The sequence below is a fragment of the Micrococcus antarcticus genome (assembly GCF_044872765.1).
Lineage (GTDB): Bacteria > Actinomycetota > Actinomycetes > Actinomycetales > Micrococcaceae > Micrococcus.
Genome location: NZ_CP085253.1, coordinates 2,230,991 through 2,255,786 on the forward strand (window position 1 = coordinate 2,230,991; position 24,796 = coordinate 2,255,786).

Annotated in this window: 22 protein-coding genes and 1 pseudogene; 14 read left to right on the plus strand and 9 right to left on the minus strand. The window is 74.4% G+C overall.

Annotation, left to right across the window (positions count from 1 at the left end):
* Positions 1 to 87 precede the first annotated feature (87 nt).
* Together LG274_RS10430 and LG274_RS10435 are read left to right on the plus strand one after the other, a co-directional pair.
* Positions 88 to 507 carry a YidH family protein gene (locus tag LG274_RS10430; protein WP_248115366.1) on the plus strand — a complete coding sequence of 140 codons (420 nt, stop codon included), beginning with the start codon at positions 88 to 90 and terminating at the stop codon, positions 505 to 507.
* A 4-nt stretch (positions 508 to 511) separates the two neighbouring features.
* Positions 512 to 835 (plus strand): DUF202 domain-containing protein, encoded by a 324-nt coding sequence (locus LG274_RS10435; RefSeq protein ID WP_404464342.1) that lies wholly within the window; start codon positions 512 to 514, stop codon positions 833 to 835.
* Positions 836 to 910: 75 nt separating this feature from the next.
* On the opposite strand, the gene LG274_RS10440 is transcribed toward LG274_RS10435, so the two are convergent.
* Positions 911 to 2,104 (minus strand): alcohol dehydrogenase catalytic domain-containing protein, encoded by a 1,194-nt coding sequence (locus LG274_RS10440; protein ID WP_298713931.1) that lies wholly within the window; start codon positions 2,102 to 2,104, stop codon positions 911 to 913.
* Between the two features lie 221 nt (positions 2,105 to 2,325).
* Entirely contained in the window at positions 2,326 to 3,834 is a 1,509-nt protein-coding gene (locus LG274_RS10445; RefSeq protein ID WP_404464344.1) for a sodium:solute symporter, read from the minus strand.
* Between the two features lie 183 nt (positions 3,835 to 4,017).
* On the opposite strand from LG274_RS10445, the gene LG274_RS10450 reads away from it, so the two are divergent.
* From LG274_RS10450 to LG274_RS10465, 4 genes and pseudogenes are all read left to right on the plus strand, one after another.
* Positions 4,018 to 4,587: a helix-turn-helix domain-containing protein gene (locus LG274_RS10450; protein ID WP_298713935.1), complete on the plus strand. Its 570-nt coding sequence runs from the start codon at positions 4,018 to 4,020 to the stop codon at positions 4,585 to 4,587.
* Between the two features lie 79 nt (positions 4,588 to 4,666).
* The gene (speB, locus tag LG274_RS10455; RefSeq protein WP_404464347.1) at positions 4,667 to 5,683 is read left to right on the plus strand and encodes an agmatinase; all 1,017 of its coding nucleotides are present in this window, start codon (positions 4,667 to 4,669) and stop codon (positions 5,681 to 5,683) included.
* A gap of 38 nt (positions 5,684 to 5,721) precedes the next feature.
* On the plus strand, positions 5,722 to 7,446 hold the full coding sequence (locus LG274_RS10460; RefSeq protein WP_404466064.1) for a thiamine pyrophosphate-binding protein: 1,725 nt from the start codon (positions 5,722 to 5,724) through the stop codon (positions 7,444 to 7,446).
* 13 nt (positions 7,447 to 7,459) lie between these two features.
* Positions 7,460 to 8,113 (plus strand): annotated as a pseudogene (locus LG274_RS10465) (FAD-binding protein); the annotation flags it as partial.
* On the opposite strand, the gene LG274_RS10470 reads toward LG274_RS10465, so the two are convergent.
* The gene (locus LG274_RS10470; protein ID WP_298713941.1) at positions 8,114 to 8,662 is read right to left on the minus strand and encodes a pyridoxamine 5'-phosphate oxidase family protein; all 549 of its coding nucleotides are present in this window, start codon (positions 8,660 to 8,662) and stop codon (positions 8,114 to 8,116) included.
* 63 nt (positions 8,663 to 8,725) lie between these two features.
* Entirely contained in the window at positions 8,726 to 9,652 is a 927-nt protein-coding gene (locus LG274_RS10475) for an inositol monophosphatase family protein (RefSeq protein ID WP_343282231.1), read from the minus strand.
* Between the two features lie 56 nt (positions 9,653 to 9,708).
* Between LG274_RS10475 and LG274_RS10480 the strand changes: the two genes are divergently transcribed.
* The 4 genes from LG274_RS10480 to LG274_RS10495 all read left to right on the plus strand — a co-directional run bounded on the left by LG274_RS10480 (position 9,709) and on the right by LG274_RS10495 (position 14,030).
* On the plus strand, positions 9,709 to 10,098 hold the full coding sequence (locus tag LG274_RS10480) for a DUF6508 domain-containing protein (RefSeq protein ID WP_404464350.1): 390 nt from the start codon (positions 9,709 to 9,711) through the stop codon (positions 10,096 to 10,098).
* A gap of 99 nt (positions 10,099 to 10,197) precedes the next feature.
* Positions 10,198 to 12,300: an acyltransferase family protein gene (locus LG274_RS10485; protein WP_404464352.1), complete on the plus strand. Its 2,103-nt coding sequence runs from the start codon at positions 10,198 to 10,200 to the stop codon at positions 12,298 to 12,300.
* 54 nt (positions 12,301 to 12,354) lie between these two features.
* The gene (locus tag LG274_RS10490) at positions 12,355 to 13,578 is read left to right on the plus strand and encodes an App1 family protein (protein WP_298987791.1); all 1,224 of its coding nucleotides are present in this window, start codon (positions 12,355 to 12,357) and stop codon (positions 13,576 to 13,578) included.
* On the plus strand, positions 13,575 to 14,030 hold the full coding sequence (locus LG274_RS10495; protein WP_404464354.1) for an acyl-CoA thioesterase: 456 nt from the start codon (positions 13,575 to 13,577) through the stop codon (positions 14,028 to 14,030). The genes LG274_RS10490 and LG274_RS10495 overlap by 4 nt, the downstream gene beginning before the upstream one ends.
* 130 nt (positions 14,031 to 14,160) lie before the next feature.
* Here the strand turns inward: LG274_RS10495 and LG274_RS10500 are convergent, their stop codons facing one another.
* The 3 genes from LG274_RS10500 to LG274_RS10510 form a co-directional block, all read right to left on the minus strand.
* Positions 14,161 to 15,219 (minus strand): hypothetical protein, encoded by a 1,059-nt coding sequence (locus LG274_RS10500; RefSeq protein WP_248115378.1) that lies wholly within the window; start codon positions 15,217 to 15,219, stop codon positions 14,161 to 14,163.
* Positions 15,220 to 15,413: 194 nt separating this feature from the next.
* Positions 15,414 to 16,754: an NADP-specific glutamate dehydrogenase gene (gdhA, locus tag LG274_RS10505; protein WP_404464357.1), complete on the minus strand. Its 1,341-nt coding sequence runs from the start codon at positions 16,752 to 16,754 to the stop codon at positions 15,414 to 15,416.
* A gap of 182 nt (positions 16,755 to 16,936) precedes the next feature.
* Positions 16,937 to 18,154 carry a glycosyltransferase family 4 protein gene (locus LG274_RS10510; RefSeq protein WP_404464359.1) on the minus strand — a complete coding sequence of 406 codons (1,218 nt, stop codon included), beginning with the start codon at positions 18,152 to 18,154 and terminating at the stop codon, positions 16,937 to 16,939.
* A gap of 141 nt (positions 18,155 to 18,295) precedes the next feature.
* Between LG274_RS10510 and LG274_RS10515 the strand changes: the two genes are divergently transcribed.
* Positions 18,296 to 19,897, plus strand: a complete 1,602-nt coding sequence (locus tag LG274_RS10515) for a DUF6350 family protein (RefSeq protein WP_404464361.1) — start codon at positions 18,296 to 18,298, stop codon at positions 19,895 to 19,897.
* 16 nt (positions 19,898 to 19,913) lie between these two features.
* Here LG274_RS10515 and LG274_RS10520 read toward each other — a convergent pair whose 3' ends face one another.
* Positions 19,914 to 20,393, minus strand: a complete 480-nt coding sequence (locus tag LG274_RS10520; RefSeq protein ID WP_248115382.1) for a hypothetical protein — start codon at positions 20,391 to 20,393, stop codon at positions 19,914 to 19,916.
* Between the two features lie 38 nt (positions 20,394 to 20,431).
* Between LG274_RS10520 and purN the strand changes: the two genes are divergently transcribed.
* Positions 20,432 to 21,004 (plus strand): phosphoribosylglycinamide formyltransferase, encoded by a 573-nt coding sequence (gene purN, locus LG274_RS10525; protein ID WP_404464363.1) that lies wholly within the window; start codon positions 20,432 to 20,434, stop codon positions 21,002 to 21,004.
* Positions 21,005 to 21,023: 19 nt separating this feature from the next.
* On the opposite strand, the gene LG274_RS10530 is transcribed toward purN, so the two are convergent.
* A complete protein-coding gene (locus LG274_RS10530) occupies positions 21,024 to 22,412 on the minus strand; it encodes an MFS transporter (RefSeq protein WP_298713970.1) in 1,389 nt (462 codons plus the stop codon).
* Between the two features lie 112 nt (positions 22,413 to 22,524).
* On the opposite strand from LG274_RS10530, the gene purH reads away from it, so the two are divergent.
* Both purH and LG274_RS10540 read left to right on the plus strand, forming a co-directional pair.
* The gene (gene purH / locus LG274_RS10535) at positions 22,525 to 24,225 is read left to right on the plus strand and encodes a bifunctional phosphoribosylaminoimidazolecarboxamide formyltransferase/IMP cyclohydrolase (RefSeq protein ID WP_298987797.1); all 1,701 of its coding nucleotides are present in this window, start codon (positions 22,525 to 22,527) and stop codon (positions 24,223 to 24,225) included.
* Positions 24,226 to 24,263: 38 nt separating this feature from the next.
* Positions 24,264 to 24,770 carry a hypothetical protein gene (locus tag LG274_RS10540; RefSeq protein WP_404464366.1) on the plus strand — a complete coding sequence of 169 codons (507 nt, stop codon included), beginning with the start codon at positions 24,264 to 24,266 and terminating at the stop codon, positions 24,768 to 24,770.
* The last annotated feature ends 26 nt before the right edge of the window (positions 24,771 to 24,796 follow it).

Here is a 24,796-nt window from a genome sequence, read left to right on the forward strand (position 1 = left end):
CGGGATGGGGATGGGGCGCCGCCGTCGCGGGCCGCGGCGGCCGGGCGCGCTCGACCGGCCAGTCTACGCCGCCACTACCATGGCCGCATGGACGCAGCGCAGACTCCCGAAGGCCCCGAGGCCACCGCGCACGACGGCGGCCGGCCGGCCTGGCAGCGCCGCCTCCTGGCGGGTGGGGACGAGCCGGACCCCCGGTTCACGCTCGCCAACGAGCGCACGTTCCTGGCCTGGGTCCGGACGTCGCTGGCGCTGCTGGCCGGCGGGGTCGCGGTGGAGGCGTTCACCGGCGCCCTGTTCGCGCCGCCGGTTCGGGTGGCGCTGAGCACGGTGCTGCTCGTCCTTGCGGCGCTGCTCGCCCTGGGCGCGGGTGCGCGCTGGCTCCGGGTGGAGCGGGCGATGCGCCGCGGCCGTCCGCTGCCGCTGCCACTGATCGTCCCGGTCCTGGCGGGGGGAGTCGTGCTGGCCGTCGTGGTGCTGATGCTCGCCGTCGTCCTGCCGCGGGGCTGAGGCGATGCGCCTGCACCCCGACCCCGGGCTGCAGCCCGAGCGCACCGTGATGAGCTGGGGCCGCACGGTCCTGGCGCTGGGCGTCCTCAGCCTCACGTTCCTGAGGTGGTGGCCGGCCGTCGGCGCGTGGGCGTTCGGGCCTGCGGTGGTGGCGGCCGTCGGCGGGGCGGCGGTGCTGGCCACCCAGCGCCGGCGCTACGTGGCGCAGGCGCGCGGGATCGCAGGGGAGCGGGCCCGGCCGGCCCTGGCGTCGGTGGCCGGCATGGTCGTGCTGGTGGTGGGCTTGGCGGCCCTCGGGATCACTGCGACGCTGCTGCACGCGGCCTGATCCGCGGACGACGACGGCGCCCCTCACCTGCGCGGGCAGGTGAGGGGCGCCGTCGTGCCGCCGGAGGCGAACCGCTCAGCGGGCGATCATGCCGTGGGGGTCGATGACGAACTTCTCCAGGGAGCCCTGGTCGAACTCCGCGTAGGCCTGGGGTGCCTCGTCCAGGCTGATCACGCGCGGGTTGACCATCTCCGTCAGGTACGGCATCCGGTCCCACAGGATCGACATCATCAGCTGACGGTTGTAGCGCATGATGGGCGCCTGGCCGCCGATGATGTGGGGCGACTTGATCCAGGCCTTGCCGAAGTCCACCGGGAAGGTGCCCTCCTGCTCAGCCTTCGTCTCCGCGATCGGGTCCGGCCCGTAGATGCCGATGATGCCCGTGGCACCGCCCGGACGGGTGATGTCCAGGACCTGGTTCACAGCGGCGATGGGCTGCATCTCATCGGACGCGGAGCCCAGGCCGTGGGCCTCGGAGCCGACGCAGTCCACCGCGCAGTCCACCATCGGCTCGCCGAGGATGTCGTTCACGGCGTCCTGCAGGTTCTCCGTGACGGAGAGGTCGATGGTCTCGCAGCCGTGCTTGCGCACCAGCTCCAGCCGCGAGGCGTCCTGGTCGCCCACGATGATGCACGAGGCGCCCAGCAGCCGAGCGGCAGCCGCGGCGCACCGGCCCACGGGGCCGGCACCGGCGATGTAGACGGTGGAGCCGGGCTTGGCGCCGGCCTCCACGAGGCCGTGGAACGCCGTGGGGAGGATGTCCGAGAGCACGGTCAGATCCAGGATCTTCTCCATCGCCTGCTCCTGGTCCGGGAAGCGCAGCAGCTGGAAGTCGGCGTACGGCACGAACAGGTACTCGGCCTGTCCGCCCTGGAAGCCGCCCAGATTGAAGCCGTAGGCGGCGGCCGCCTGCTCCGGGTTGGCGGTCTCGCAGATCTCGGTCCGGCCGGCGCGGCAGTTGCGGCAGCGGCCGCAGGCCACGTTGAACGGCACGGAGACGAGGTCGCCCTCCTTCAGGAACTGGACGTCGCTGCCGATCTCCAGCACCTGGCCGGTCATCTCGTGACCCAGCACCATGCCCTCGGGCGCGGGGAAGGACCCGCGGTAGATGTGCAGGTCGCTGCCGCAGATGTTGGTGGCGACGATCTTGAGGATGACGCCGTGCGGGGCGGCGGAGCCGTCAGGCATCTCCAGCTTGGGGAAGTCCAGCTCGTCGACGCGCACGTCCTTGATGCCGTGGAATGCCACGGCGCGGTTCTTGGTGGTCATGGAAACTGTTGCCTTTCTGTCTCCAGCGAGGCCCCAGGTGGGGCGAGAGACGGGGCGAACCCGAGGGGTAGTCCCAGTCCCGGGCTGTACGGACACACTAGGGGCCGGGGGGAGCCTGGGGGAAGGGTCGCCCGCCGCCACCCGCCGCCACCCGCCGCACCGGTCACCTGGCCTCGGCCATCGTGTGGGCGTCGGAGGATCACGGGCCCCGGGAGCGTCGGTCAGACCTGCGCTCGGACCGCGGGGTCGACGCCGTGGCGGGAGCGCACCCGCCAGGCCTCGAGGACCGCGGGGTCGGTGGGCCGGGTCATCAGGCTGAGGAGGACGTACACGATGGCGGAGGCGGCCAGGCCGACGTAGATCGGCTCGTTCGCGAAGACGCCCTCGAAGGGCTCGGCCGCGTTCAGCTCGAGCCAGCCCATGGTGCCGAGGGTGCCCAGCGTCCCGACCACCATGGACCACAGGGCCGCCGTGCCGGTGCCGCGCTTCCATACGAGGCCGCCGACGATCGCGACGAACAGGCCGCCCACGAGGATGTCGTACGCGATGGTCAGGGCCGCCACCACGTCCGGGACGACGATCGCCAGCCCCAGCACGACGGCGCCGAGCAGCAGCACCCAGCCGCGGTTCGAGGCGAGCTCCGCCGCGGTCTCCGTGGCCGCGTCCTCGGTGGTGGCGCCGTCCTCGGAGGCGGCGGCCTCGCCGCGGAGGATCGGGAGGATGTCGGTGCGCATCACGGTCGAGGCCGCGATGATCGCCCCCGATGCGGTGGACATCATGGCCGCGACGGCGGCCGCCAGGGCCACGCCACCGACGCCGACGGGCGGCAGGTTCTGGGCGACCCACGCGAACACGTCGTCCGTGGTGGCGATGTCCGCGGTCACCGTGCGGGCGGCCATGCCGATCAGCGCGCCGGCGACGCCGTACACGATGCAGTACAGCCCCGCGGTGGCGCCGCCGATCTGGGCCACGCGCGGGGAGCGGGCCGTGAAGACGCGCTGCCAGACGTCCTGGCCGATCAGCAGGCCGAGGGTGTAGACCACGAAGTAGGTGACGATCGACTGCACGCCGATCCCGTCCCAGCTGAAGAACTCGGCGCCCAGGCGCTCCTGCATGGCGCTCCAGCCGCCGGCGTTGGCCAAGGAGAGGGGGAGCATGAGGGCGAACATGCCGATGGTCATGATGAGGAACTGCGCCATGTCCGCCAGGGTGATGGACCACATGCCGCCGAGCACGGAGTAGGCCAGCACGATGCCGCCGCCCACCAGGACGGACAGCCAGCGGTCCCAGCCGAAGAGCACCACGAAGATCGACGCGTAGGCGCCGGTGGAGGTGGCGGCGAGCATGAGCGTGTACGCGAGCATCACGAAGGAGGAGGCGTGGGAGGCCCCGCCGCGGCCGTACCGCAGGCGGAGCATCTGCGAGACGGTGTAGATCTTCAGGCGGGCGAGGATCGGGGCGAACGCCACCGACAGGATGAGCACGCCGACGCCGATGGCGGCCACGAGCCACGCACCGGAGAGCCCGAACTGGTACCCCAGGCCGACGCCGCCCACGGTGGCGGCGCCGCCGAGCACCGCGGCGGCCATGGTGCCGGTGAACAGCGCCGGCCCGAGGCGACGGCCCGCCACGAGGTAGTCCTCCGCGCTGGCTGCGCGGGTCTTGCCCCACCAGCCGAAGGCGAGCATGCCGACCAGGTAGACGGCGACGATGGTCAGGTTGATGGTCACGGGTGGTCCTTGGGGCGAGGGGATCCACGGCGCCGGGGATGCGGAGGCGCTGTGGGCGAGCGGGGCGCGGCCAGCGTGTTGCCGATCACACGATCAGGGTCTACGGTAAACATATGTTGTCCATCGGGCAACATGCCGTCCAGGATGACATCGCGACGTCGCCCGACGCGAGGAAGGAGCGCGATGAAGGCCCTCCCGCTCGAGACCGCACCGGCCCAGGCCTTGATCGGTCGTCGGCTGCGCGCGCTGCGCGAGGCGCGGCGGCTCACCGTGGCGCAGCTGGCCGAGGCGGCCGGGGTCAGCAAAGGTTTCCTCTCCCGCCTCGAGCGAGACCTGACGAGCCCGTCCGTCAACACGCTCGTCACCCTGTGCCAGGTGCTCGGCGCGAGCCCGGGCGACGTCCTGGACGCGCCCGAGGTGACGGTCGTGCGCCTCGCCGACGCGCCCGCCATCAGCCTCGGCGGTGAGGGCATCCGCGAGCGCCTGATCACCCCGCGCGGCAACCGCGACCTGCAGATCCTACGCGCGGAGATCGCGCCGCACGGCCGCGGTGAGACGGAGCTGTACACCGTGGACTGCCGCGTGGAGGCGGTGCACGTCGTCACCGGCCGCCTCGAGCTGCGGACCACCGAGGCCGTGCACCTGCTGGAGGAGGGGGACACCGTCACCTTCCCCGGCCGCGAGCCCCACTCGTGGACCAATCCGGACGGCCACCCCGCCGTCGTGCTGTGGACCCTCGTGGGCCACGCCTGAACCCGTGCGGCGCGCCCGCACCTGACAGGCCCCACCGACCAGACCGCACCGAACTGAACCACCCAGAGAGGACATCCAGATGCTCGAGATCCCCCGCGTCGAGGACAACGGCCGCATCGGCCCCGTGAACTCCGCCCTCGTGCCCCGCTACGGCGGCGCCCCCACCTACGCCCTGCTGCCCCGCCTGGACGAGGCCGCGGCCGCCGGCGTCGCCCCGGAGATCAAGGTCGTCGGCGTGCCGTTCGACGCCGGCGTCTCCTACCGCCCTGGCGCGCGCTTCGGGTCCGGCCACGTGCGTCAGTCCTCGCGGCTGCTGCGCCCGTACAACCCCGCCACGGGCACCTCGCCCTTCGCGCAGGCCCAGGTGGTGGACGCCGGGGACATGGCGGTGAACCCGTTCACCATCGGCGAGGCCATCGAGGCGATCCAGCAGGACGCGATGGACCTCACCGAGGACGGCGCCTCGCTTATGACCATCGGCGGCGACCACACCATCGCCCTGCCGCTGCTGCGTGCCGCCTCCGCCCGCGCGGGTGAGCCCGTGGCCCTGCTGCACTTCGACGCCCACCTGGACACGTGGGACACCTACTTCGGCGCCGAGTACACCCACGGCACCCCCTTCCGCCGCGCCGTGGAGGAGGGCATCCTGGACACGGAGGCCATCTCCCACGTCGGCACCCGCGGTCCCCTGTACGGCAAGAAGGACCTCGACGACGACCACCGCATGGGCTTCGGCATCGTCACCTCCTCGGACGTGTTCCGCAAGGGCGTGGACGAGATCGTGGACCAGCTGCGCACCCGCATCGGCGACCGCCCGCTGTACATCTCCGTGGACATCGACGTCCTCGATCCGGCCCACGCACCCGGCACCGGCACCCCCGAGGCCGGCGGCCTCACCAGCCGCGAGCTGCTGGAGATCCTCCGCGGCCTGCGCGGCCTGGACATCGTCGGCGCCGACCTCGTGGAGGTCGCCCCGGCCTACGACCACGCCGAGCTGACCGGCGTCGCCGCCTCGCACGTGGCCTACGACCTGGTGTCCCTCATGGCCGACCGCCGCGCCCAGCGCGCGGCCGCCGGGGTCGGGGCGTCCGCGTGAGCGCGCAGCACGCCTCCGCCCCGCACGAGGCCGCGGACATGGCGGCTGCTGCCGAGCACGCCGGCGGCGAGACGCCGGTGCGCAACGGCGGCGACCTGGCCGTGGAGACCCTGCACGCGCTCGGCGCCAGGACCGTGTTCGGCATCCCGGGCCAGCACGCGCTCGGGCTGTTCGACGCGCTCTCCCGCTCGCCGCTGGAGTTCGTCTCGAACCGCGTGGAGAACAACGCGGCCTTCGCGGCGGACGGGTACGCCCGCGCCACCGGCGAGGTCGGCGTGCTGTTCCTCTCCACGGGCCCGGGCGCGCTGACGTCCCTGGCCGGTCTCCAGGAGGCCTACGCCACGGGCGTGCCCATGCTCGTCATCGCCTCCCAGATCCCGCTCTCGGGACTCGGGGCGCGCCGCAAGGGGATGCTGCACCAGCTGGACGACCAGAAGGCCTCCGCGAAGAACGTCACCAAGGCCCAGTTCACGGTGCACCACGCCTCCGGCATCCCCTCGGCCATCCAGGACGCGTGGGCGGACGCCGTCACCGTGCCCCAGGGCCCCGTGTGGGTGGAGATCCCGCAGGACGTGCTGCTCGGGGAGGTCATGGTGCCGCCCGTGCAGGACGCGCTCGCGGTGCCCTATGACCACCCGCCGCGCGCCGAGCTCGTGGACGAGTCCGTGCGCTGGCTGAAGGACGCCTCCCGCGTGGCGATCGCGGCCGGCGGCGGTGTGCGCCGCTCCGGCCGCGCCGCCATGGAGTCCCTCAAGGACGTCGCGGAGCTGCTGCAGGCCCCCGTGGTCTGCTCTCCCGGCGGCAACACGGCCTTCCCGTGGGAGCACCCGCTCTCCCTGGGCGGATGGGTCGAGGACCGCGTCGTCACGGACCTGCTCGAGGACGCCGAGGTGCTCCTCGTGGTCGGCTCCGCGCTCGGCGAGGTCACGTCCAACTACTTCACGCTCGAGCCCCGCGGCCGCCTCATCCAGGTGGACGCGGAGCCGCGCGTGCTGGAGACGAACCACCCCACGCTCGGCGTCCGCGCCGACGCCGGCCAGATGCTCGCCATGCTCGCCGACGCCCTCCGCGAGGCCGGCGTCACCCGCGCCCAGCGGGAGGCGGGCTGGCACGGCCGGGCCGCGGCCGACGTCGTGGCCGAGACCAACGCCCGGGTCATCGCCCGCCTCGACGCGCAGGACCTCGGCCGGGAGCGCCGCCTCATGGCGGACATCCGCGCCGCGGTCCCGGCGGGCATGCAGACCTACTGGGACATGACCATCGCCGCGTACTGGGGCTGGAACTGCTGGGACGCGCAGGACGGCGAGTTCCACTCGGCGCAGGGCGCCGGCGGCCTCGGCTACGGCTTCCCCGCGGCGTTCGGCGGCGCGCTGGGCCTGGCCCACCTCGGCCGGACCGGCATCGACGGGCGCGTGCTCGCCGTGGCCGGCGACGGCTCGGCCATGTACTCCATCGCCGAGCTCGCGGCGGCGAAGCAGCACGATGCGGCGGTCACGTGGCTGATCGTCGACGACGGCGGCTACGGCATCCTCCGCGAGTACATGGAGGGTGCGTTCGGCAAGGCCACCGCCACCGAGCTCGACCGGCCGGACTTCCAGCGGCTCGCGGAGTCGTTCGGGGTCCCGGCCGAGACGGTGACGGTCGAGGATGTGCGGGGCGCGCTCGAGAGAGCGTTCCAGGCCGAGGGGCCGAACGTCGTCGTGGTGCAGACGCGCCTGGCGATGTGGGCGCCGAGCCACCTGGGGGAGGCCCCGGAGGTCTGATCCGCCCCCGGCGGAGCACACGTGGTTCGTGTTGAACCGGCGGATCATCGGCAAGGAGTTCGCGCTCTCCGGGTCCGAGCAGAACCCGGACCTCACCGGGCGCTCGGTCCGCGCCGTACTCGGCCGGGCCACCCAGGACGTGCCCGATCCCGTGCAGGCCTTCCTCGACCGTGGTGAGGACTTCGTCCAGGCCGACTCACTGGACGGGCTCGTCACCGCGATGAACGCCCTGGTCGAGCCCAACGGCGGCCCGCGCGTGGACGAGGCGGCGGTGCGGGCCGCCGTCGCCGAGCACGAGGCCGGGGCCGAGCGCCCCGGCACGGACCGCCAGGTGGACGCCGTGCGCGGCGCACGCCGCTACCTCGGCGACCGCCTCATCCGCACGGTCGCCCCGCATCGGCTCACCGATCCGAAGGCGGGGCCGCTCATCGCGGTGCGCCTGCGCACGCTGACCCGCAAGACCCTCGGCGGGCTGCACACGGACCTGCAGGGGCGGGTGCTGGACGCCGGCGCCGCCGTGATCCCGGGTCTCTACGCGGCGGGCGAGGCGGCCGGCTTCGGCGGGGGCGGCATGCACGGGCACCGCGCGCTCGAGGGAACATTCCTCGGCGGGTGCCTCTTCAGCGGCCGCACGGCCGGGCGGGCCGCCGCGGCCGAGACGGCCTGATCAGTCCGTGCGGTGCGCGTCGATGCCGGCCGCGCCGTCGTCGTCGGTGCGCTCGGGGTGCTTCCCGAACGTGAAGTGGCGGCCGCTCAGGCGGGTGACGTCCACGCGGACGTAGTAGTCCTTCAGTGTGGGCACCCACGGCGTGATGCCGAGCGCCTCGGCCTCGGTCACCTCCGCCTCCGTCTCGAGGCGGCGCGCGGTGCCGCGGGCGAGCACGGACCACGCCTGGTCGGCCAGGATGCCGTCCGCCTGCACCACCACGTTGGGGTTGACGGCGAGCTCCGCCAGCTTCGAGCCGGGGGCCGTGCGGAAGTACACGCCGCCGTCGTGGACGCGCACGTTCACGGGCACGATGTCCGGCTCGCCGTTCACGGCCAGGCCGAGGCGCGCGTGGCGGGTGTGCCCGAGGAGCCTCCACGACTGCTCGTCGGTCAGGGTGAGCACGGGCTCGCCGTCGGCGTGCGGGAACATCAGCCCGTCGCCGGGGCGCGCCGCGGGGTCGAGGCGCTGCATCGGGGGAGCGGTGGGGTCCTGGTGGCGATCGGTCATCACGGCCTCCTCGGGGGGTGAGAGGACGGCGCCACGGGATGCGACGCCGGTCACGTCTCCACTCTAGGCCCGGCTGTCGGCGCGGACGGCCAGCAGCTCGCCCAGCACCGCCTCCGCGGTCGGCGCCGCCCGGTGCGGGGCGAGCGCCAGCGCGAACGCCGCTTCGTGCGCGCGCGGCGAGTCCGGGGTGAGGCCGGCACCGCCGGGGCCCGCCGGCGTCAGGTACGCGCCCCCGGCCCGGCGCAGGATGAGCTGCCCCGCCGCGACATCCCACGGCTTCGTGTCCACGAGCAGCGCGGCGTCCGCCCAGCCGGCGGCCACGTGGCAGAGCTCGAGCGCTCCGGACACCGTGCGGCGCACCGTGGCGTACGTCGCCACGAGCCGCCCGAAGCGGCGCAGCGCGCCCTCGCCCTCCGCGTCCAGCGCCTCGCCCGCCGGATAGGAGGTCACGACGTTCAGCGCACGCTCACCGCCGGCGGGGGCCGGGCGCCCGACGTCGGCCAGCGGCGCGTCCCCGAGGTACGCCCCGGTCTCGTCGGCGGAGAACGCGAGCCCGTTGACCGGGTCCAGCACGACGCCGGCCACCACCTCGCCGTGCACGACGGCCGCGATGGACACGGAGAACATGGCGAAGCCGTGCGCGAAGTTGGAGGTGCCGTCGATCGGATCCACGATCCACTCGAGCGGGGGACCGCCCTCGGCGTCCGCGCCGCCCCCGTGGCGCCCGAGCTCCTCGCCGAGCACCCGTGAGCCCGGCACCGCGGCGGTCAGCGCGGCGACGATCCGCTCCTCGGTCCTCCGGTCGTGCACGGTGACCAGGTCGTGGTGGTTCGACTTGGTCTCGGCGGACGCCGGGGCGCCGCGGGTGGGGCCGGCACGGAACGCCGCGGCCAGCGCGGGCGCCACCGCCCGGGCCGCCGAGAGCGCGACGGCGCGCAGGGCACCGGGGGGTGGGACGACGTCGTGGGGGGAGGCGGCGGGGGCGACCATGGCTCCCAGCGTAGGCGCGGGGGACAATGGGGGGACCCGACGCAGAGGAGACGCCCATGAGCGAGGACCGCACGCTGACCGGCCCCCAGGAGCCCACCCCGGAGCGCGTGGCCGCGGTGCGCGCGGTGCTGGCCGGGGGCGAGGGGACGCCGGAGGGCGTGCCCGCGGGGGATGCGCCGTCCCTGTCCGCCGACGACGACCGCGTGATGAACGGGCTGATCGCCGCGCAGGAGCTCTCCGGCGTGGATCTCGACTACCTGCGGCACGTGGACGCCGTGAGCGACCGCGGGATCGCCGCGGCCTCTCTGGCAGACCTCGGCACGCTGTTCACGTACGTGCTGCGGGGCGAGCGGTTCTCCGAGGGTCACATCCGGGCGGCGATCGCCACGGGCAAGGTCGCCCGCATGCTGGACCGCCTCGCGGAGTGGGTGCCCGAGACCCGCTGAGACCCGCGGTCGCCGCGGTGCACTACCCTCGGCGGTGGACGCCGCCGGGCCGCACGCACCGGGCGGCGCCTCGGCCCCTGCTCGTGGAAGGACGCCCCCGTGCCCCGCCCCGTCGCCTCGAACTCCGCCTACTTCCCCGGCCTGGACGGCCTGCGCGCGCTCGCGGTCCTGCTCGTGGTGGCCTACCATCTGGGCGTGCCGCACGCCTCCGGCGGCCTGCTCGGCGTGGGCGTGTTCTTCACGCTCTCCGGCTTCCTCATCACCGCGCTGCTGCTGCGCCGGCACGAGCGGCACGGCGAGCTCGACCTCAAGGACTTCTGGATCCGCCGCTTCCGGCGCCTGCTGCCGGCCGTCGTCCTGGTGCTGATCGCCGTGCTGGCCGCCACCGCGCTCGTGGAGCCGGGGGAGTGGGACGAACGCGTCGGCGAGTCCCTCGCCGCCCTGTTCTACGTGGCCAACTGGCACACGATCCTCACGGGCGGCAGCTACTTCGAGCAGATGGACGGCCCCGGGCCGCTGGACCACCTGTGGTCCCTCGCCGTGGAGGAGCAGTTCTACCTTGTCTGGCCCCTCCTTCTGCTCGGGCTGCTGGCCCTCACCCGCGGCCTGGGTGGACGGCGGCGCACCGTGGTGCTGTTCGTCGTCGTCGTCCTGCTGGGCACGGCGTCCATGGTGCTGCTGGCTCTCCTCGCGGATCCGCTGGGGGACACGACGCGGGCCTACGAGGGCACCGACACGCGGGCCGGCGGCCTGCTGTGGGGCGCGGCCCTCGCGCTCCTGTGGCGGCCCGCGAGCGTGGGGCGGGTGCGCGGCGCGGCCGTCTGGGCCCTCGACCTCGTGGGCGTCCTGGGCCTCGCCGGGATCCTGGCCCTGGTGGCCACCACGGACCAGGACTCGCCCTCCCTCTACACGTGGGGCATCGCCGCGCTGACCGTGGCCACGTGCGCCGCCGTCCTTCCCCTCGTGCACCCCGCGTCCCGGCTCGGCCGCGTCCTCGGCGTCGCGCCGCTGCGCTGGATCGGCGCGCGCAGCTACGGGATCTACCTGTGGCACATGCCCGTGGTCGCCTTCCTGCCGGACCGCGCGCTCTACGGCCAGCCCGTGCTGCGCGGGGCCCTCATCCTGGGGCTCACCCTACTCATCGCGGCCCTGTCCTGGCGGTTCGTGGAGGACCCCATCCGCCACCACGGCCTCCGCGCCGTCCTGACGGGCCGCGCGCCCGCGCGGCGGTCCGGGGCGGAGGGGGAGACGACGTCGGGCGCCTCCGCGCGCTCGCGAGGGTCCCGCGGGGTGCGGTCCGGCCTGGCCGCGGCGGCCGTGGCCGTGCTCGCCGCGGCGGGCCTGGCCGGGCTGACGGCCCTGCCGCAGACCTCCACCAGGGAGATCGTGGCGCAGGCCGGGCACGCGGACCCGGCAGTGCAGGACGCCGACCCGGCTCAGGGCGCCTCCACGCCGCCCGGGGAGGGCCCCGGCTCACCCGTGACGGCCCCGGCCTCCGCGGCGAGCCCGTCGGCCGCCGCCTCGTCGGCCCCCGCGCCCGCCACGACCTCCTGCACCGAGGTGGTGCACATCGGCGACTCCAGCTCCCTGGCCTCCGGCAACACCGACGCGACCGTGATCAAGGACCCCGCCCTGCGCATCACGGCCCAGTACGAGGACGTGGGCGTGGAGGAGGTCGTGGAGGACATCCGGCCCGGGCGCGGGATCGTCGAGCGCTTCGAGAAGGACCCGGGCCAGACCAACGCCGTGCAGGCCATCACGGCCCATCTGCCCGGCCTCGACCCGGACGGCTGCTTCGTGGTCAACGTCGGCATGAACGACGCTGCCCTGTTCACCAAGGTGGACATGTGGGACCAGCGGGAGCCGCGGATCGACATGGTGATGAAGGCCGCCCAGGGCCGACGCGTCCTGTGGGTGGACGTGATGCTGATGCCGTGGGCCGCCCTCCCGAACTACACCATGGAGGGTGCGGCCCGTTTCAACGAGGGGCTCGTCGCCGCCACCGAGCGCCACCCCAACCTGTGGGTCTACGACTGGGCGCACGACGCGGCGGACCGCCCCGAGTGGTTCGGTGAGAAGGACTCCCTCCACAACACCGTGGCGGGGGCGGTCGCGAAGGCCGCGAACATGGCCGAGGCCCTCACGCTGGCCTTCCCCGCGGGCCGGGAGCCCTCCACGGAGCGGGTCATCGTCGTCGGGTGAGAGCCGCACCCCCCGGCGCACCCCCGACCGGGCCCATGCGACATACTGGGGCCCATGCCCGCCGACGCCGCCCGCACCGATCCCGCCCGCCCGCCGCGCCAGGCGGGGGTTCCGACCCCCGCCGAGAACATGGCCACCCACCTCCAGGAGAGCTGGAACCGGTGGCACCGTGCCCGCGCCCTGCGCGCCGGCCACGTGCCCACGATCATGGCGTTCACGGGCTACGGCTCCACCTCGTGGGTGCGGGTCCTCTCCCGCGTGGTGATCGCCAACGACGCCGACTTCCTCAACGGCCGGCGTCTGTCCAAGGTCGTGGCCGACGGCGTGCGAGGCTGGCGCAACTTCGTGGCCCCGCCCATGGCGTACGCCGAGGTCACGGTCACCGTGGGGGAGCGGACCACCACGGTGCGCGCCGACCGCATGGGTGTGGTGGACGCCGTCATCGACGTCCAGCTGGAGCCCGGCTGGCAGACCGCCACGCTGGACGTCGGCGACGAGGAGTCCGTGACCATGGACCTCTACATCGCGGACCCGGCGGCGCGCGTCGGCCTCGTCTCGGACATCGACGACACCGTGGTGGTCACGTCCCTCCCTCGCCCGATGCTGGCCGCGTGGAACTCGTTCGTGATCGACGAGCACGCCCGCACGCCCACTCCGGGCATGGCGGTGCTGCTGCGGCGCATCGCCGAGCTGGAGCCGCACGCGCCCGTGATCTACCTGTCCACGGGCGCATGGAACGTGGCGCAGACCCTCTCCCGCTTCCTGGGCCGCAACCTGTACCCGCTGGGCGCGCTGCTGCTCACCACGTGGGGTCCCACGAAGGACCGCTGGTTCCGCTCCGGCCAGGAGCACAAGGTCACCCAGCTCCAGCGCCTGGCCGAGGAGTTCCCGGACATGCAGTGGATCCTCGTGGGCGACGACGGCCAGCACGACCCCGAGATCTACGCCGACTTCGCGCATCGCCACCCGGACAAGGTCAAGGCGATCGTGATCCGTCAGCTGACCCCCTCGGAGGCCCTGCTCGCGGGCGGCCGCGCGGAGGGCACCCGTCAGTCCACCCCCGGCATCCCGTGGTGCTACGGGCCGGACGGGGCCGCCCTGTCCGAGCAGCTCGAGAAGCTGCGCATCCTGCCCGTGGAGTTCGTGGACGTGCACCCGGAGGGCTGGCGGGAGGACATCCTGGGCGACGACGCGACGGCGCTGGGAGTGCGAGAGACGTCGGACGAGGCGGCAGAGGACGACGCGCTGGCGCGGCGTTCCGTGGCGGAGGGCTCGTGACCGGCGCCGCGGAGCTGCGCTCCGTGGAGGTGCGCATCCCGCTGCGCTGGGCGGACATGGACGCCTACGGCCACATCAACAACATCGCCGTGGTGCAGCTGCTCGAGGAGGCGCGCGTGGCCGCGTTCGGCGTCCCCTCGGGGACGGGCGCGGGCGGCGGGGCGCCGGCGCCGATCGACCTGCTCGAGGGCGTCGGCGAGGGCGTGCGCACGTTCATCTCCGAGCACACCGTGAAGTACCGCGCGCAGATGCCGTACCGGCCCGTGCCGCTGCGCGTTGTCGTGAGCGTGGACGCGGTGAAGGCGGCATCCGTGCACGTGGGCTACCGGCTGCACGACGGCGTGGACGACGCCCTGTGCGCCACCGCCACGTCCGTCATGGTGTTCGTCGACGGGCAGACGGGCCGCCCGGTGCGGGTGACCCCGGAGCAGCGGGCGGCACTGGCCGGCTGAGGTGGGCCGCTGACCGGTCGGCAGCCGCCCAGCGACATCACCGCCGTGCAGCACGGCTGCGATGTCGCAGAGCGGAGGTCGACCGCTCGGGCTCGCAGAGTCGAGACAGGGCCCGCGGGATGGCCGCGGATCAGACCGAGCGGGGGACGCCCGCGGCGGTGAGGATCCGCGCCAGCCGGTCCGGCCGCAGGAGATCGCCCCACGTCCAGTGCGCGCCCGCCCGGGTGACCAGCTGCAGGGCCACCTCCCGTTCCTTCTCCCGGCGGATGCTGGCGCGGCGGGCCGTGTCGTCACCGTCGAAGAACGACAGGTCGTACTTGCCCAGCCCGTCGAACTCCCCGTACACCCGCACCTGCTCCCACCAGAAGTCCGTGCGGGCCACCTCGCGTCCGTTCGCATCCCGGTGGCGATGCTGCAGCGCCGTGGGCGGGACGAAGCCGAGCTCGTGGAGGATGGCCCGGCTGTAGGACTCCCCGGCGGATTCCGCCCGCGCGTCCGCGAAGTGCCAGGCCCGCTCGAATCGGCGGAGGGCGGCCGCGGATTCGAGTCGGCTCTCCGCCTGCCTCGCCCAGCGTGCGGCCTCCTCGGGCCGGGCTCGGACGAGCGCGTCCAGCGGGGCCACGGCGTCGCGGAACGGGGTGGCCGCCCCCAGCACCAGCAGCACCGTGGGCAGCGGATCCGCCAGGACGGTTCCCAGGCTCTGCCCGTCCGACAGGACGGCCCCGACCGGCTGAGGCGCGGCGGGGGCCGCCTCTGGCAGCCCCCATCGGGGTCGGCGGCGCGGCGGGACGGGAAGCCGGCGATCGTGGGCCACCACGGAGGGGGCGAAGGGACGGCGGATCAGCGGCCCGGCGCCGTGATGCCCGGGCGAGGGGGCGCGCAGCTCGAGCGCGGGCGGCTCGACGGCCGGCCCCAGACCGTGCAACCGGGCCGCGGTCAGGCCCGTGAACACCGTCGCGGGGCGGGCGATCGAGAGGGCGACGGCGGACACGACCGCCCTGTCCCACGGACGCAGCGCGGCCCAGTCGCCGGCGCTGATGTAGACGCGCGGGCAGAGCCGCACGAGGACCCCGCGGGTCCAGGCGCGTTCGAGACGGCGCCGCGCCGCCCCGTCGTGGGGGTCCGCCGCGCTGAGCAGGGGCCCGCGTCCCGGGAGCAGCGCACGCGCGTGGTCGGAGAGCTGGGTCATGCGGCCCAGTGTCGTGGGCCCGTCCGGGGCGCGAGGGGTCGACCGCGCCGGACGGTGGAGGGCACCCGCCGTCGGGGGTCCTGTGCAGGAGTCGGGTGCCCTCGAACGACCGCCGCCCTGCGACATCACCGCGCGTCAGAACGGCGGTGATGTCGCAGGGCGGCGGAGGATCACGGAAGGGGCAGGGCCGGGCCTCAGACCACGCCCTGGGAGATCATGGCGTCGGCCACCTTGATGAAGCCCGCGATGTTCGCGCCGGCCGCGTAGTTGCCCGGCGTGCCGTACTCCTCGGCGGTCTCCACGCAGCGGTCGTGGATGTCCCGCATGATCTGCTCGAGGCGGTCGTGGGTGTACTCGAAGCCCCACGAGTCACGCACCGCGTTCTGCTGCATCTCCAGGGCGGACGTGGCCACACCGCCGGCGTTGGCCGCCTTGCCGGGGCCGAACAGCGTGCCGGCGGCCACGAACAGGTGGGCGGCGGACTCGGTGCAGGGCATGTTCGCACCCTCGGCCACGGCCTTCACGCCCTGCTTCAGAAGCGTCTTCGCGGCGTTCTCGTCGAGCTCGTTCTGCGTGGCGCAGGGCAGCGCGACCGTGCCCTCGACGTCCCACACGGAGCCGCCGGCCACGTAGCGGGCGCGGCCGCCCTTGCGCTCGGCGTACTCGGAGATGCGGGCGCGCTCGACCTCCTTGAGCTGCTTGAGCAGGTCGACGTCGATCCCGTCCGGGTCCACGATGTAGCCGGCGGAGTCCGAGGCCGTGAGCACGGTGGCACCGAGGGCGGCCGCCTTCTCCGCGGCGTAGATCGCCACGTTGCCGGAGCCGGAGATGAGGACCTGCTGGCCGTCCATTGACTCGCCGCGGGTGCGGAGCATGGAGTCGGCGAACATGACGGCGCCGTAGCCGGTGGCCTCGGTGCGCACGAGCGAGCCGCCCCAGGTGAGGCCCTTGCCCGTGAGCACGCCGGCCTCGAAGCGGTTGGTGAGGCGCTTGTACTGGCCGAACATGTAGCCGATCTCGCGCCCGCCCACGCCGATGTCTCCCGCGGGGACGTCCGTGTGCTCGCCGATGTGGCGGTGCAGCTCGGTCATGAACGACTGGCAGAAGCGCATGATCTCGCCGTCGGAGCGGCCGGCCGGGTCGAAGTCGGAGCCGCCCTTGCCGCCGCCGATCGGCATGCCGGTGAGGGAGTTCTTGAAGATCTGTTCGAAGCCCAGGAACTTGATGATGCCCAGGTACACCGAGGGGTGGAAGCGCAGCCCGCCCTTGTACGGGCCGAGGGCCGAGTTGAACTCCACGCGGAAGCCGCGGTTGACCTGCACGGTGCCCTGGTCGTCGACCCACGGCACGCGGAAGATGATCTGGCGCTCCGGCTCGCAGAGGCGGTGCAGGACGCCCGCCTCCACGTACTGGGGGTGGCGCTCCACCACGGGATCCAGTGCCTCGAACACCTCGGACACGGCCTGGTGGAACTCGGCCTCACCGGGGTTGCGGGCGAAGACCTCGTCGCGGAGCGTGTGCAGAACCTGATGCATGGTGTCCTCCTGGTAGACGTCTCGTCGGGGGCGGTGCGGGCCCGCCTCGCCGACGGCGTCCGCGGCGGAGGAGGGAGGCCGCGGTGCCTGCCGTCATCCTGGCATGTGAGCTGGTTCATGACGGAATTGAGACGCGGACCGTCGGATGGTCCGCATGCTGAGACGGTCGGGCCCCGCTCGCCTCAGCCGAAGACGCGGTGGGCCAGCAGGGCCGGCGAGGTGAGGAGACGCCGCGCCAGCTCGCCGCGGCGGCGGTGCTGCACGTGGATGGCCTTCTCGTAGTAGCCCACGAGCTGCTCGCACAGCACGGGCCACGTGCGGCCCTGCACGGACTCCCACGCGGCGTGCGCGAAGGCGGCGCGCTTGACGTCGTCGTACACGAGGTCGGCGACGCGGTCCCGCATCTCGTCGAGGTCGCCGGGCTGGTAGATCCAGCCGGTGCGGGAGGAGTCCACGATGTCCAGCGGGCCGCCGCGGCCCACGGCCACGACGGGCACGCCCGAGGCCATGGCCTCTTGGAGGGTCTGACCGAAGGTGTCCGACTCGCCGGGGTGCACGAACAGGTCCAGGCTGGCCACGTGCCGGGCGAGGTCCTCGCCTCCCTGGAAGCCGGCGAAGTGGGCGCCGGGCAGCTGGCGCTCGAGCGTCTCGCGCAGGGGGCCCGAACCGATGACGACGAGGCGCGTGCCGGGCAGGTCCGCGAGCGCGCGGAGGTCCTCCACCTGCTTCTCGTGCGCCAGACGCCCCACGAAGCCGATGAGGCGCTCGCCGTGGGGGGCCAGCTCGGCGCGCAGCGCCTCGTCCCGCTTGGCGGGGTGGAAGCGGCGGGAGTCCACGCCGCGGCCCCACAGGTGCACGCGGCGCACGCCCACGCGGTGCAGCTGGCGCACGGTGAACGACGACGGCGCGAGCGTGAGGGTGGCCGTGTTGTGCAGGCGGGCCACGTGGTTCCAGAGCACGTCCTCGAGCCACGGGAGCCCGTACTTGGTGGCGTAGCGCGGCACTTCGGTCTGGTAGACGGCCACGGAGGGGATGCCGAGCTCCTCGGCGGCCTGCACGCCGCGCCAGCCGAGCACGAACGGGGAGGCGATGTGCACCACGTCCGGGCCGAAGTCCGCCAGGATGCCGCGCAGGCGGGCCACGGTGCCGGCGGCCACGCGCACGGACGCGTAGCCGGACATGGGCATGGAGGGGAGGGCGTGCACGGGGAAGCCCTCGACCTCGCGGGGGGCGTGACCGGCGCCCGCGCGCTGGGTCCAGCCCGCGGTCCACGAGGCGGCGGGGGCGATGACGATGGCCTCGTCGCCGCGCTCCCGCAGGTGACGCAGCACCTGGAGGATGGAGTTGGTGACCCCGTTCATGTGGGGCAGGAAGGACTCAGCGATCACGGCTACACGCACAGGGCCAGCGTAGGGGCCGCGGGCCACCGCACGGGCATGTCCCGGCGACCCGCCGGTGGCCCGAGGGTGAACGTTCGGTGACCCCGCCGTGCCCGCGCCCGGCCGGCCGCGGGTGGCACCATAGAGGGGGTGAGCCGCCGAATGCCCCCTCTCCTGCGCCCCCTGCCCCTGCCGCTCTGGCTCCAAGGGGTGGTGGAGGCGCTCGTGACGGCGCTGATCAGCCTGCTCATCGTGCTGATCCCCACCCTGCTGGTGTGGGTGACCGGCGGGTTCCACCGTCCCCGCATCGACGACGTGCTGCAGGTGGGCGGAACCCTGTGGCTCGTGCAGCACGCCGTGCCCGTCACGGTCACCACCACCCTGCCCTCGGCCGCGGAGCCGAGCCTCGTCGGGACGGCGTGGCTCGTGCCATGGGGGCTCACCCTCGTCCCGCTCGCGCTCAGCTGGCGCGCCGGGCGGCGGCTCGCCCGGGCCTCGTACCGCGATCAGGCGTGGCAGGCCTTCGCGGGCGCGGTGGCCGCCTACGCGCTCGTCGGCCTGACCGTGGCCCTGCTGCCGGCCCTGCTCTTCACGGGCGCGGCGCTCGCGGGCGCCCGCCGGGAGGCCGGCACGTGGGCCCACCTGATCGGCGTGGACCTCACCGAGCGGATCGCCCGCCGGTCCCAGTACGAGCGCTGGGCCGGCACGTACGCGTGGTCGGTGGTCCGCGCCGCCGTCGTGGCGCTCGTGAGCCTCGCCGGCCTGTGCGCGCTCCTGGTCGCGGGGCGCCTCGTGGGCGAGTGGACCGCCGTCGTGCACCTCTACCAGGAGGTCGGCGCCGGGACGCTCGGCGGGACCATGCTCACGCTCCTGCACGTGGGCTACCTGCCCACCTTCACGGCGTGGGCCGCGGCGTGGACGGCGGGCCCCGGGTTCTCCGTGGGCTCGGACAGCCTGTACTCGGCCTTCGGGGCGACGGCGTCCGCTGCCCCCGCGCTGCCCGTCTTCGCCGCGCTGCCCGCGCCGGGGCAGCCATGGCATCCCGTGTTCGTGCTGGTCCCCGTGCTCGCCGGGGCCGTCGCCGGCTGGTGGCTGCTGCGCGAGGGGGAGGACCACCTCGACGACTGGCTCGACGCCCGCTTCCCGAACCGCGCCGCGTCCCTCGCGCTCTCCACGCTCGCGCTCTCGGTGCTCCTGGGCCTCGTGGCCGCGCTGCTCGCGCTGCTCCCGCTCGCCCTCACCAACGGGACGCTCGGGGTGGGCACGCTGACGCAGATCGGGTCGAACGTGGGGGCCGTCGCGGCTGCTCTGGCCGGGTGGCTCGCGCTGGGCTGCGCCGTCGGCTATCTGGCGGCCCTCGCCCTGCAGGACCGCCCGTGGGAGGGCGCGCGGGCCCGCGCCGGGACCGCGGCGCGGCGCGGGGCCGCCGGCGGTGCGTCGGCCGTCCGGGACCGGGCGCTCGCCACGGGTGCGCGCGTGCGCTCTGCGGGGGAGGGGCTGCTGGTGCGGGGACGACGCGCGGGCCAGGACGGGTGGGCCGCCGCGCGCGCACGCATGCCGCGCCGCGGGTCCCGGGCCGTGACACCCCAGGACGCGCCGACGCCGTCGGGCTCCGGCTCGAGCGCCGCGCCGTCTGCGGGCGAGGCACCCGCCTCCGGTCAGGCAGCCGCCGCCGGTGAGGCTCCCGCCCGTCCTGCGGCACCGGCCGATGCTGGACGTCGGACCCCACGGTCCCGACCGCGGCCGCGCCGCGCCCTGGACTGAGCGCGACGCCGGGGCCTCAGCCCGCCTGCGGCAGCCCGGTGAGCTCCTCCACCTGACGCGTGAACTCCGCGGCGCACTCCTGCTGGGCCCGCACGGTGAGGGCGGAGGCGGTGCACTGCTCGAGCTGGACGGTCTGGTTCCACGCGAGCAGGGGCAGGGCGCCGATCGTGAGGCCGAGGAGGCCCAGGGCGATCCCGGCGGCGGCCGCCGCACGTCCGGCGCCCGTCGCCCCGGCGCCGGACCCGCGGGAGCCCGCGCTGCCCGCGCCGCTGCGCCCGGCGCGGCGGGAGACGGTCCAGGTGCGCACGCCGAGCACCACGGCGGCCAGGGCGAGCGCGAGCGTCAGCAGCTTCCACGGCAGCGGGAGGGAGAACGCCCCGATCATCCCCAGCAGGGCCGCGGACTGCCACAGCAGCAGCCGTCCGACGCGGGCGCGGCCGGGATCCGGGGCGCCGTCGGGGGTGCGGGAGGTCGGGGGAGGCAGGGGCTCGGACACCCCCTCACCCTACGAGACGCCCGCCCTACGATGGGGGCATGCGCATCGTTGCCCTCGTCTCCGGTTCCGGCACCAACCTCCAGGCCGTCCTGGACGCCGTCGCGTCCGGGGCGCTGGACGTGGAGGTCGCCGCCGTCGGCTCGGACGTTCCCGCCGCCCAGGGCCTGGAGCGCGCCCGAGCACACGGGATCCCGGCGTTCGCGGTGCCGCCGGCGGAGCACGCCTCCCGCGCGGAGTGGGACGCCGCGCTCGCGGATGCCGTGGCCACCCACGAGCCGGACTGGGTGGTCTGCTCCGGGTTCATGCGGATCCTCGGCGCGCCCCTGCTCGAGCGCTTCCCCGGGCACATCCTCAACACCCACCCGGCCCTGCTGCCCGCGTTCCCCGGAGCTCACGGCGTGCGGGACGCCCTCGCACATGGCGTGAAGGTCGCCGGCTGCACCGTGCACGTGGTGGACGCCGGCGTGGACACCGGGCCGATCCTGGCGCAGGCCGCCGTCCCGGTGCTGGACACGGACACGGAGGAGACCCTCCACGAGCGCATCAAGGTGCAGGAGCGCGCACTGCTGCTGCGCACCCTCGGCGAGCTGTCCGGGGCGCCGCGCCCCTGACGCCGCGCCCCGGCGGCCCTCAGTTCGCGTCCACCTCCAGGGCGCGGCCGCGGGTCTCGGGGGCGAAGGCGAACATCACGACGGCGGCGAGCACCACGAGGCCGCCCGTCACGGCGAAGGCGCCGGGCAGCCCCAGCGCGGGGACGAGCGTCCCCACGAAGAACAAGGGGCCCAGGCCCGCGCCCACGCGGGACGCGGCGGAGGCCCACCCGAACCCGGAGGCCCGCAGCGAGGTGGGGTAGAGCTCGGTCACGTAGGTGTAGAGCACGGGGATGGCCACCTGCACGATGAAGCCGAAGACGAGCACGAGCGGGAGGGCGGCGGCGGGCACGCCGATCACGGCGGCCAACGCCACGAGCACACCGCTCGCGAGGATCGAGCTGACGGCGAGCAGCCAGCGGCGGCCCGTGCTCTCCACCAGGAGCGCGGAGACCACCACGCCGAGCAGGCCGACGGCGGCCATGCCCGAGGTCATCACGAACGCCCGGTCCTCGGCGTAGCCGGCCTCGATGAGGAACTGCGGCAGCCACTGCAGGGCGATGTAGTAGGTGAGCATGATGGTCACGAACAGGGCCCAGGCCACGGCCGTGATGCGCGGAGAGAAGCGCCACACGGCGGCCAGCTGGGAGCCGATCGCCCCGAGGCCGCCCGCCTGGCGCTCCTGGGCGGCGGGCATCACGTACGGGCGGGGCTCGGCGCCGGTCGCCGCGACCATCCGGTCGATCACGCGGCGCGCCTCGGCCTCGCGGCGGTGGCTCATCAGGAACAGCGGCGACTCGGGGATGCCCAGGCGCACGACGAACACGAGCAGGGCGGGCAGCACCATGACGAGCAGGGGCAGACGCCAGTCGCCCCACGTGCTCACGAGCCATGCGGAGACCACGCCGCACAGGGCCGCGCCCACCGGCCACCAGCCGTCCATGGCGGTGAGCACGCGGCCCCGCAGCCGCTTCGGAGTGAATTCGCTGACCAGCGCGTAGTCCACGGGGATGGTGCCGCCCAGGCCGATGCCGGCCAGGAAGCGGAACGCCGCGAACCACACGAGCGAGTCCGCCAGGGCGCCGGCCACCGTGAAGACGGCGAACACGAGGAGGGTCCAGGAGAACGCGGCCTTGCGGCCGATCCGGTCGGCCACGGTGCCCCACAGGAACGCGCCCAGGCCCATGCCGATGAGGTTGGCGGTGCCGATCCAGGCCGCCTCGGGCCGCGTGAGGCCCCACTCGGCGGAGAGCAGCGGGATCATGACGCCGTTCAGGGCCACGTCCCACGCGTCGAACATGAAGCCGAGGCCGCCGATGAGGAAGATCCGGCCCTGGACGGACCAGCGCCAGGGCAGCTCCTGCACGACGGACTCGCCGGTGGGCGGGGCGGGGGAGTCCAGGGGGGAGGTGCGGGTGGCTGAGGACACGGTGACGGGCTCCCTTGTGACGGCCGGGCGGGACGGGTGTAGGGCCATTATGCGCGGTCCTAGACTGGGTGGCGGCCCCGCACCGCATCCCCCCACCGAAGGAGAGTCCCCCGTGACCTCAGCCCAGTCCGCCCCCACCGTCCTGGACACGGTCCCGCTCAAGCGCGCGCTGATCTCCGTCTATGACAAGACCGGGCTGGAGGAGCTGGCCGCGGGCCTGCACGCCGCGGGCGTGCAGATCGTCTCCACGGGCTCGACAGCGCAGCGCATCGCCGGCGCCGGTGTCCCGGTCACGGAGGTCGCCGACGTCACCGGGTTCCAGGAGTGCCTGGACGGCCGCGTGAAGACCCTGCACCCGCGTGTGCACGCCGGCATCCTCGCGGACCGCCGCCGGGAGGACCACGTGGCGCAGCTGCGCGACCTCGAGGTGGAGCCCTTCGACCTCGTGGTGGTGAACCTCTACCCCTTCGTGGACACCGTGAAGTCGGGCGCCGGGGAGGACGCCGTCGTCGAGCAGATCGACATCGGCGGCCCCTCCATGGTCCGCGCCGCGGCGAAGAACCACGCCTCCGTGGCGATCGTCGTCGACCCGGCGCGCTACGGGGACGTCGTGGCCGCGGCCCAGTCCGGCGGCTTCGACCTGCGCACCCGCAGGCGCCTGGCCTCGCTGGCCTTCGCGCACACCGCCGCCTACGACAACGCGGTGGCCGCCTGGACCGCGTCCCACTTCGGCGACGAGGACGCGGACGAGACCCCCGTGTTCCCGCCCTACGCCGGCTTCTCCCTCGAGCGCGCCGCGAGCCTGCGCTACGGCGAGAACCCGCACCAGCCGGCCGCGCTCTACGTGGACCACGCGGCCACCCCGGGCATCGCGCAGGCGGAGCTGCTGCACGGCAAGGCCATGAGCTACAACAACTACGTGGACGCGGACGCCGCCGTGCGCGCCGCCTTCGACCACAAGGCCCCCGCCGTGGCGATCGTCAAGCACGCCAACCCGTGCGGCGTGGCCGTGGCGGGCGAGGGCGAGGACGTGGCCGTGGCGCATGCCAAGGCGCACGCGTGCGACCCCGTCTCCGCGTTCGGCGGCGTGATCGCGGCCAACCGCCCCGTCACCGCCGCCATGGCGCAGCAGGTCAAGGACGTGTTCACGGAGGTCGTGGTGGCGCCGTCCTTCGACGTCGAGGCCGTGGAGATCCTCTCCGCGAAGAAGAACCTGCGCCTGCTGAGCCTGCCGGCGGGCTTCGCCCACGACTCCGTGGAGGCCAAGCAGGTCTCCGGCGGCATGCTGCTGCAGGTCGCGGACGCCGTGGACGCCGAGGGCGACGACCCGGCGACCTGGACCCGCGCCGCCGGTCCCGCCGCCGACGAGGCCACGCTGGCCGACCTCGCCTTCGCGTGGCGCGCGGTGCGCGCCGCCAAGTCGAACGCCGTGCTGCTGGCCTCCGACGGTGCCACCGTGGGCGTCGGCATGGGCCAGGTCAACCGCCTCGACTCGTGCCGCCTGGCCGTGGAGCGCGCCAACACGCTCGGCGCGGCGCAGACCGGCGGCCAGGACGTGGTCAAGGAGATCACGACGGCGGGCGGCGCGGAGAACGTCTCCGGCACCGGCGCCCCTGAGCGGGCCCGCGGCGCCGTGGCGGCCTCGGACGCGTTCTTCCCCTTCGCGGACGGTCTGCAGATCCTGATCGACGCCGGCGTCGAGGCCGTCGTCCAGCCCGGCGGCTCCGTGCGGGACGAGGAGGTCGTGGCCGCGGCCGAGGCGGCCGGGATCACGATGTACCTCACCGGGGCGCGGCACTTCTTCCACGGCTGACCATGGCGTCCGCCCCCGGCGGTGTCTAGTCTGGGCGCATGATGGGGGACGGAATGATGACCGAGGTGCTGATCGGCAGCGGCTGGGCAGGGCTGCTCGCGTGCATGGTGGTGGGCGCCATCGCCCGGCTCCCTCTGGCCGCGGCGGGGAAGCGGCGTGCCGTCGGGCGTCCATGGGCCGGCCACGCGGCGCTGGGCCTCGGCCTGGTCGCCGTCGCCCTGGCCGCCGCGCTCTCCGCCCTCGGCTCCTTCTTCGGGCTGATGGGCCTCGCCTTCGCCGCCTTCATGGCCGTCGGAGCGTGGCAGTCCTTCGCGGCGGCGGAGCGCCGGCGCCGGGCAGCGCAGGAGCAGATCGATCACGCCGCGCGCCTCGGGGCGGCGTTCCGAGGCTCGAGGGCCGCGTCGGGCACGCTCCCCGGCGGCGAGGCCGGCGTGGACGACGGCCTCGGCGCCCGCTCCCCGGCCGCGCCGCCGGCATCGGCGGACAGGAGGCCGGGCTGGTACTCGTCGCAGGGTCCGGACCGGCAGGGTCCCGAGCCCCGCTGACAGCGCGCAGCCGGGGCGTGCCCGCC

Excerpts from the sequence above, each read along its gene's own strand:
- LG274_RS10430 (WP_248115366.1), top strand. The coding sequence starts at position 88 with ATGGACGCAGCGCAGACTCCCGAAGGCCCCGAGGCCACCGCGCACGAC.
- LG274_RS10435 (WP_404464342.1), top strand. The coding sequence starts at position 512 with ATGCGCCTGCACCCCGACCCCGGGCTGCAGCCCGAGCGCACCGTGATG.
- LG274_RS10440 (WP_298713931.1), bottom strand. The coding sequence starts at position 2,104 with ATGACCACCAAGAACCGCGCCGTGGCATTCCACGGCATCAAGGACGTG.
- LG274_RS10450 (WP_298713935.1), top strand. The coding sequence starts at position 4,018 with ATGAAGGCCCTCCCGCTCGAGACCGCACCGGCCCAGGCCTTGATCGGT.
- speB (WP_404464347.1), top strand. The coding sequence starts at position 4,667 with ATGCTCGAGATCCCCCGCGTCGAGGACAACGGCCGCATCGGCCCCGTG.
- LG274_RS10460 (WP_404466064.1), top strand. The coding sequence starts at position 5,722 with ATGGCGGCTGCTGCCGAGCACGCCGGCGGCGAGACGCCGGTGCGCAAC.
- LG274_RS10470 (WP_298713941.1), bottom strand. The coding sequence starts at position 8,662 with ATGACCGATCGCCACCAGGACCCCACCGCTCCCCCGATGCAGCGCCTC.
- LG274_RS10475 (WP_343282231.1), bottom strand. The coding sequence starts at position 9,652 with ATGGTCGCCCCCGCCGCCTCCCCCCACGACGTCGTCCCACCCCCCGGT.
- LG274_RS10480 (WP_404464350.1), top strand. The coding sequence starts at position 9,709 with ATGAGCGAGGACCGCACGCTGACCGGCCCCCAGGAGCCCACCCCGGAG.
- LG274_RS10490 (WP_298987791.1), top strand. The coding sequence starts at position 12,355 with ATGCCCGCCGACGCCGCCCGCACCGATCCCGCCCGCCCGCCGCGCCAG.
- LG274_RS10500 (WP_248115378.1), bottom strand. The coding sequence starts at position 15,219 with ATGACCCAGCTCTCCGACCACGCGCGTGCGCTGCTCCCGGGACGCGGG.
- gdhA (WP_404464357.1), bottom strand. The coding sequence starts at position 16,754 with ATGCATCAGGTTCTGCACACGCTCCGCGACGAGGTCTTCGCCCGCAAC.
- LG274_RS10515 (WP_404464361.1), top strand. The coding sequence starts at position 18,296 with ATGCCCCCTCTCCTGCGCCCCCTGCCCCTGCCGCTCTGGCTCCAAGGG.
- purN (WP_404464363.1), top strand. The coding sequence starts at position 20,432 with ATGCGCATCGTTGCCCTCGTCTCCGGTTCCGGCACCAACCTCCAGGCC.
- LG274_RS10540 (WP_404464366.1), top strand. The coding sequence starts at position 24,264 with ATGATGGGGGACGGAATGATGACCGAGGTGCTGATCGGCAGCGGCTGG.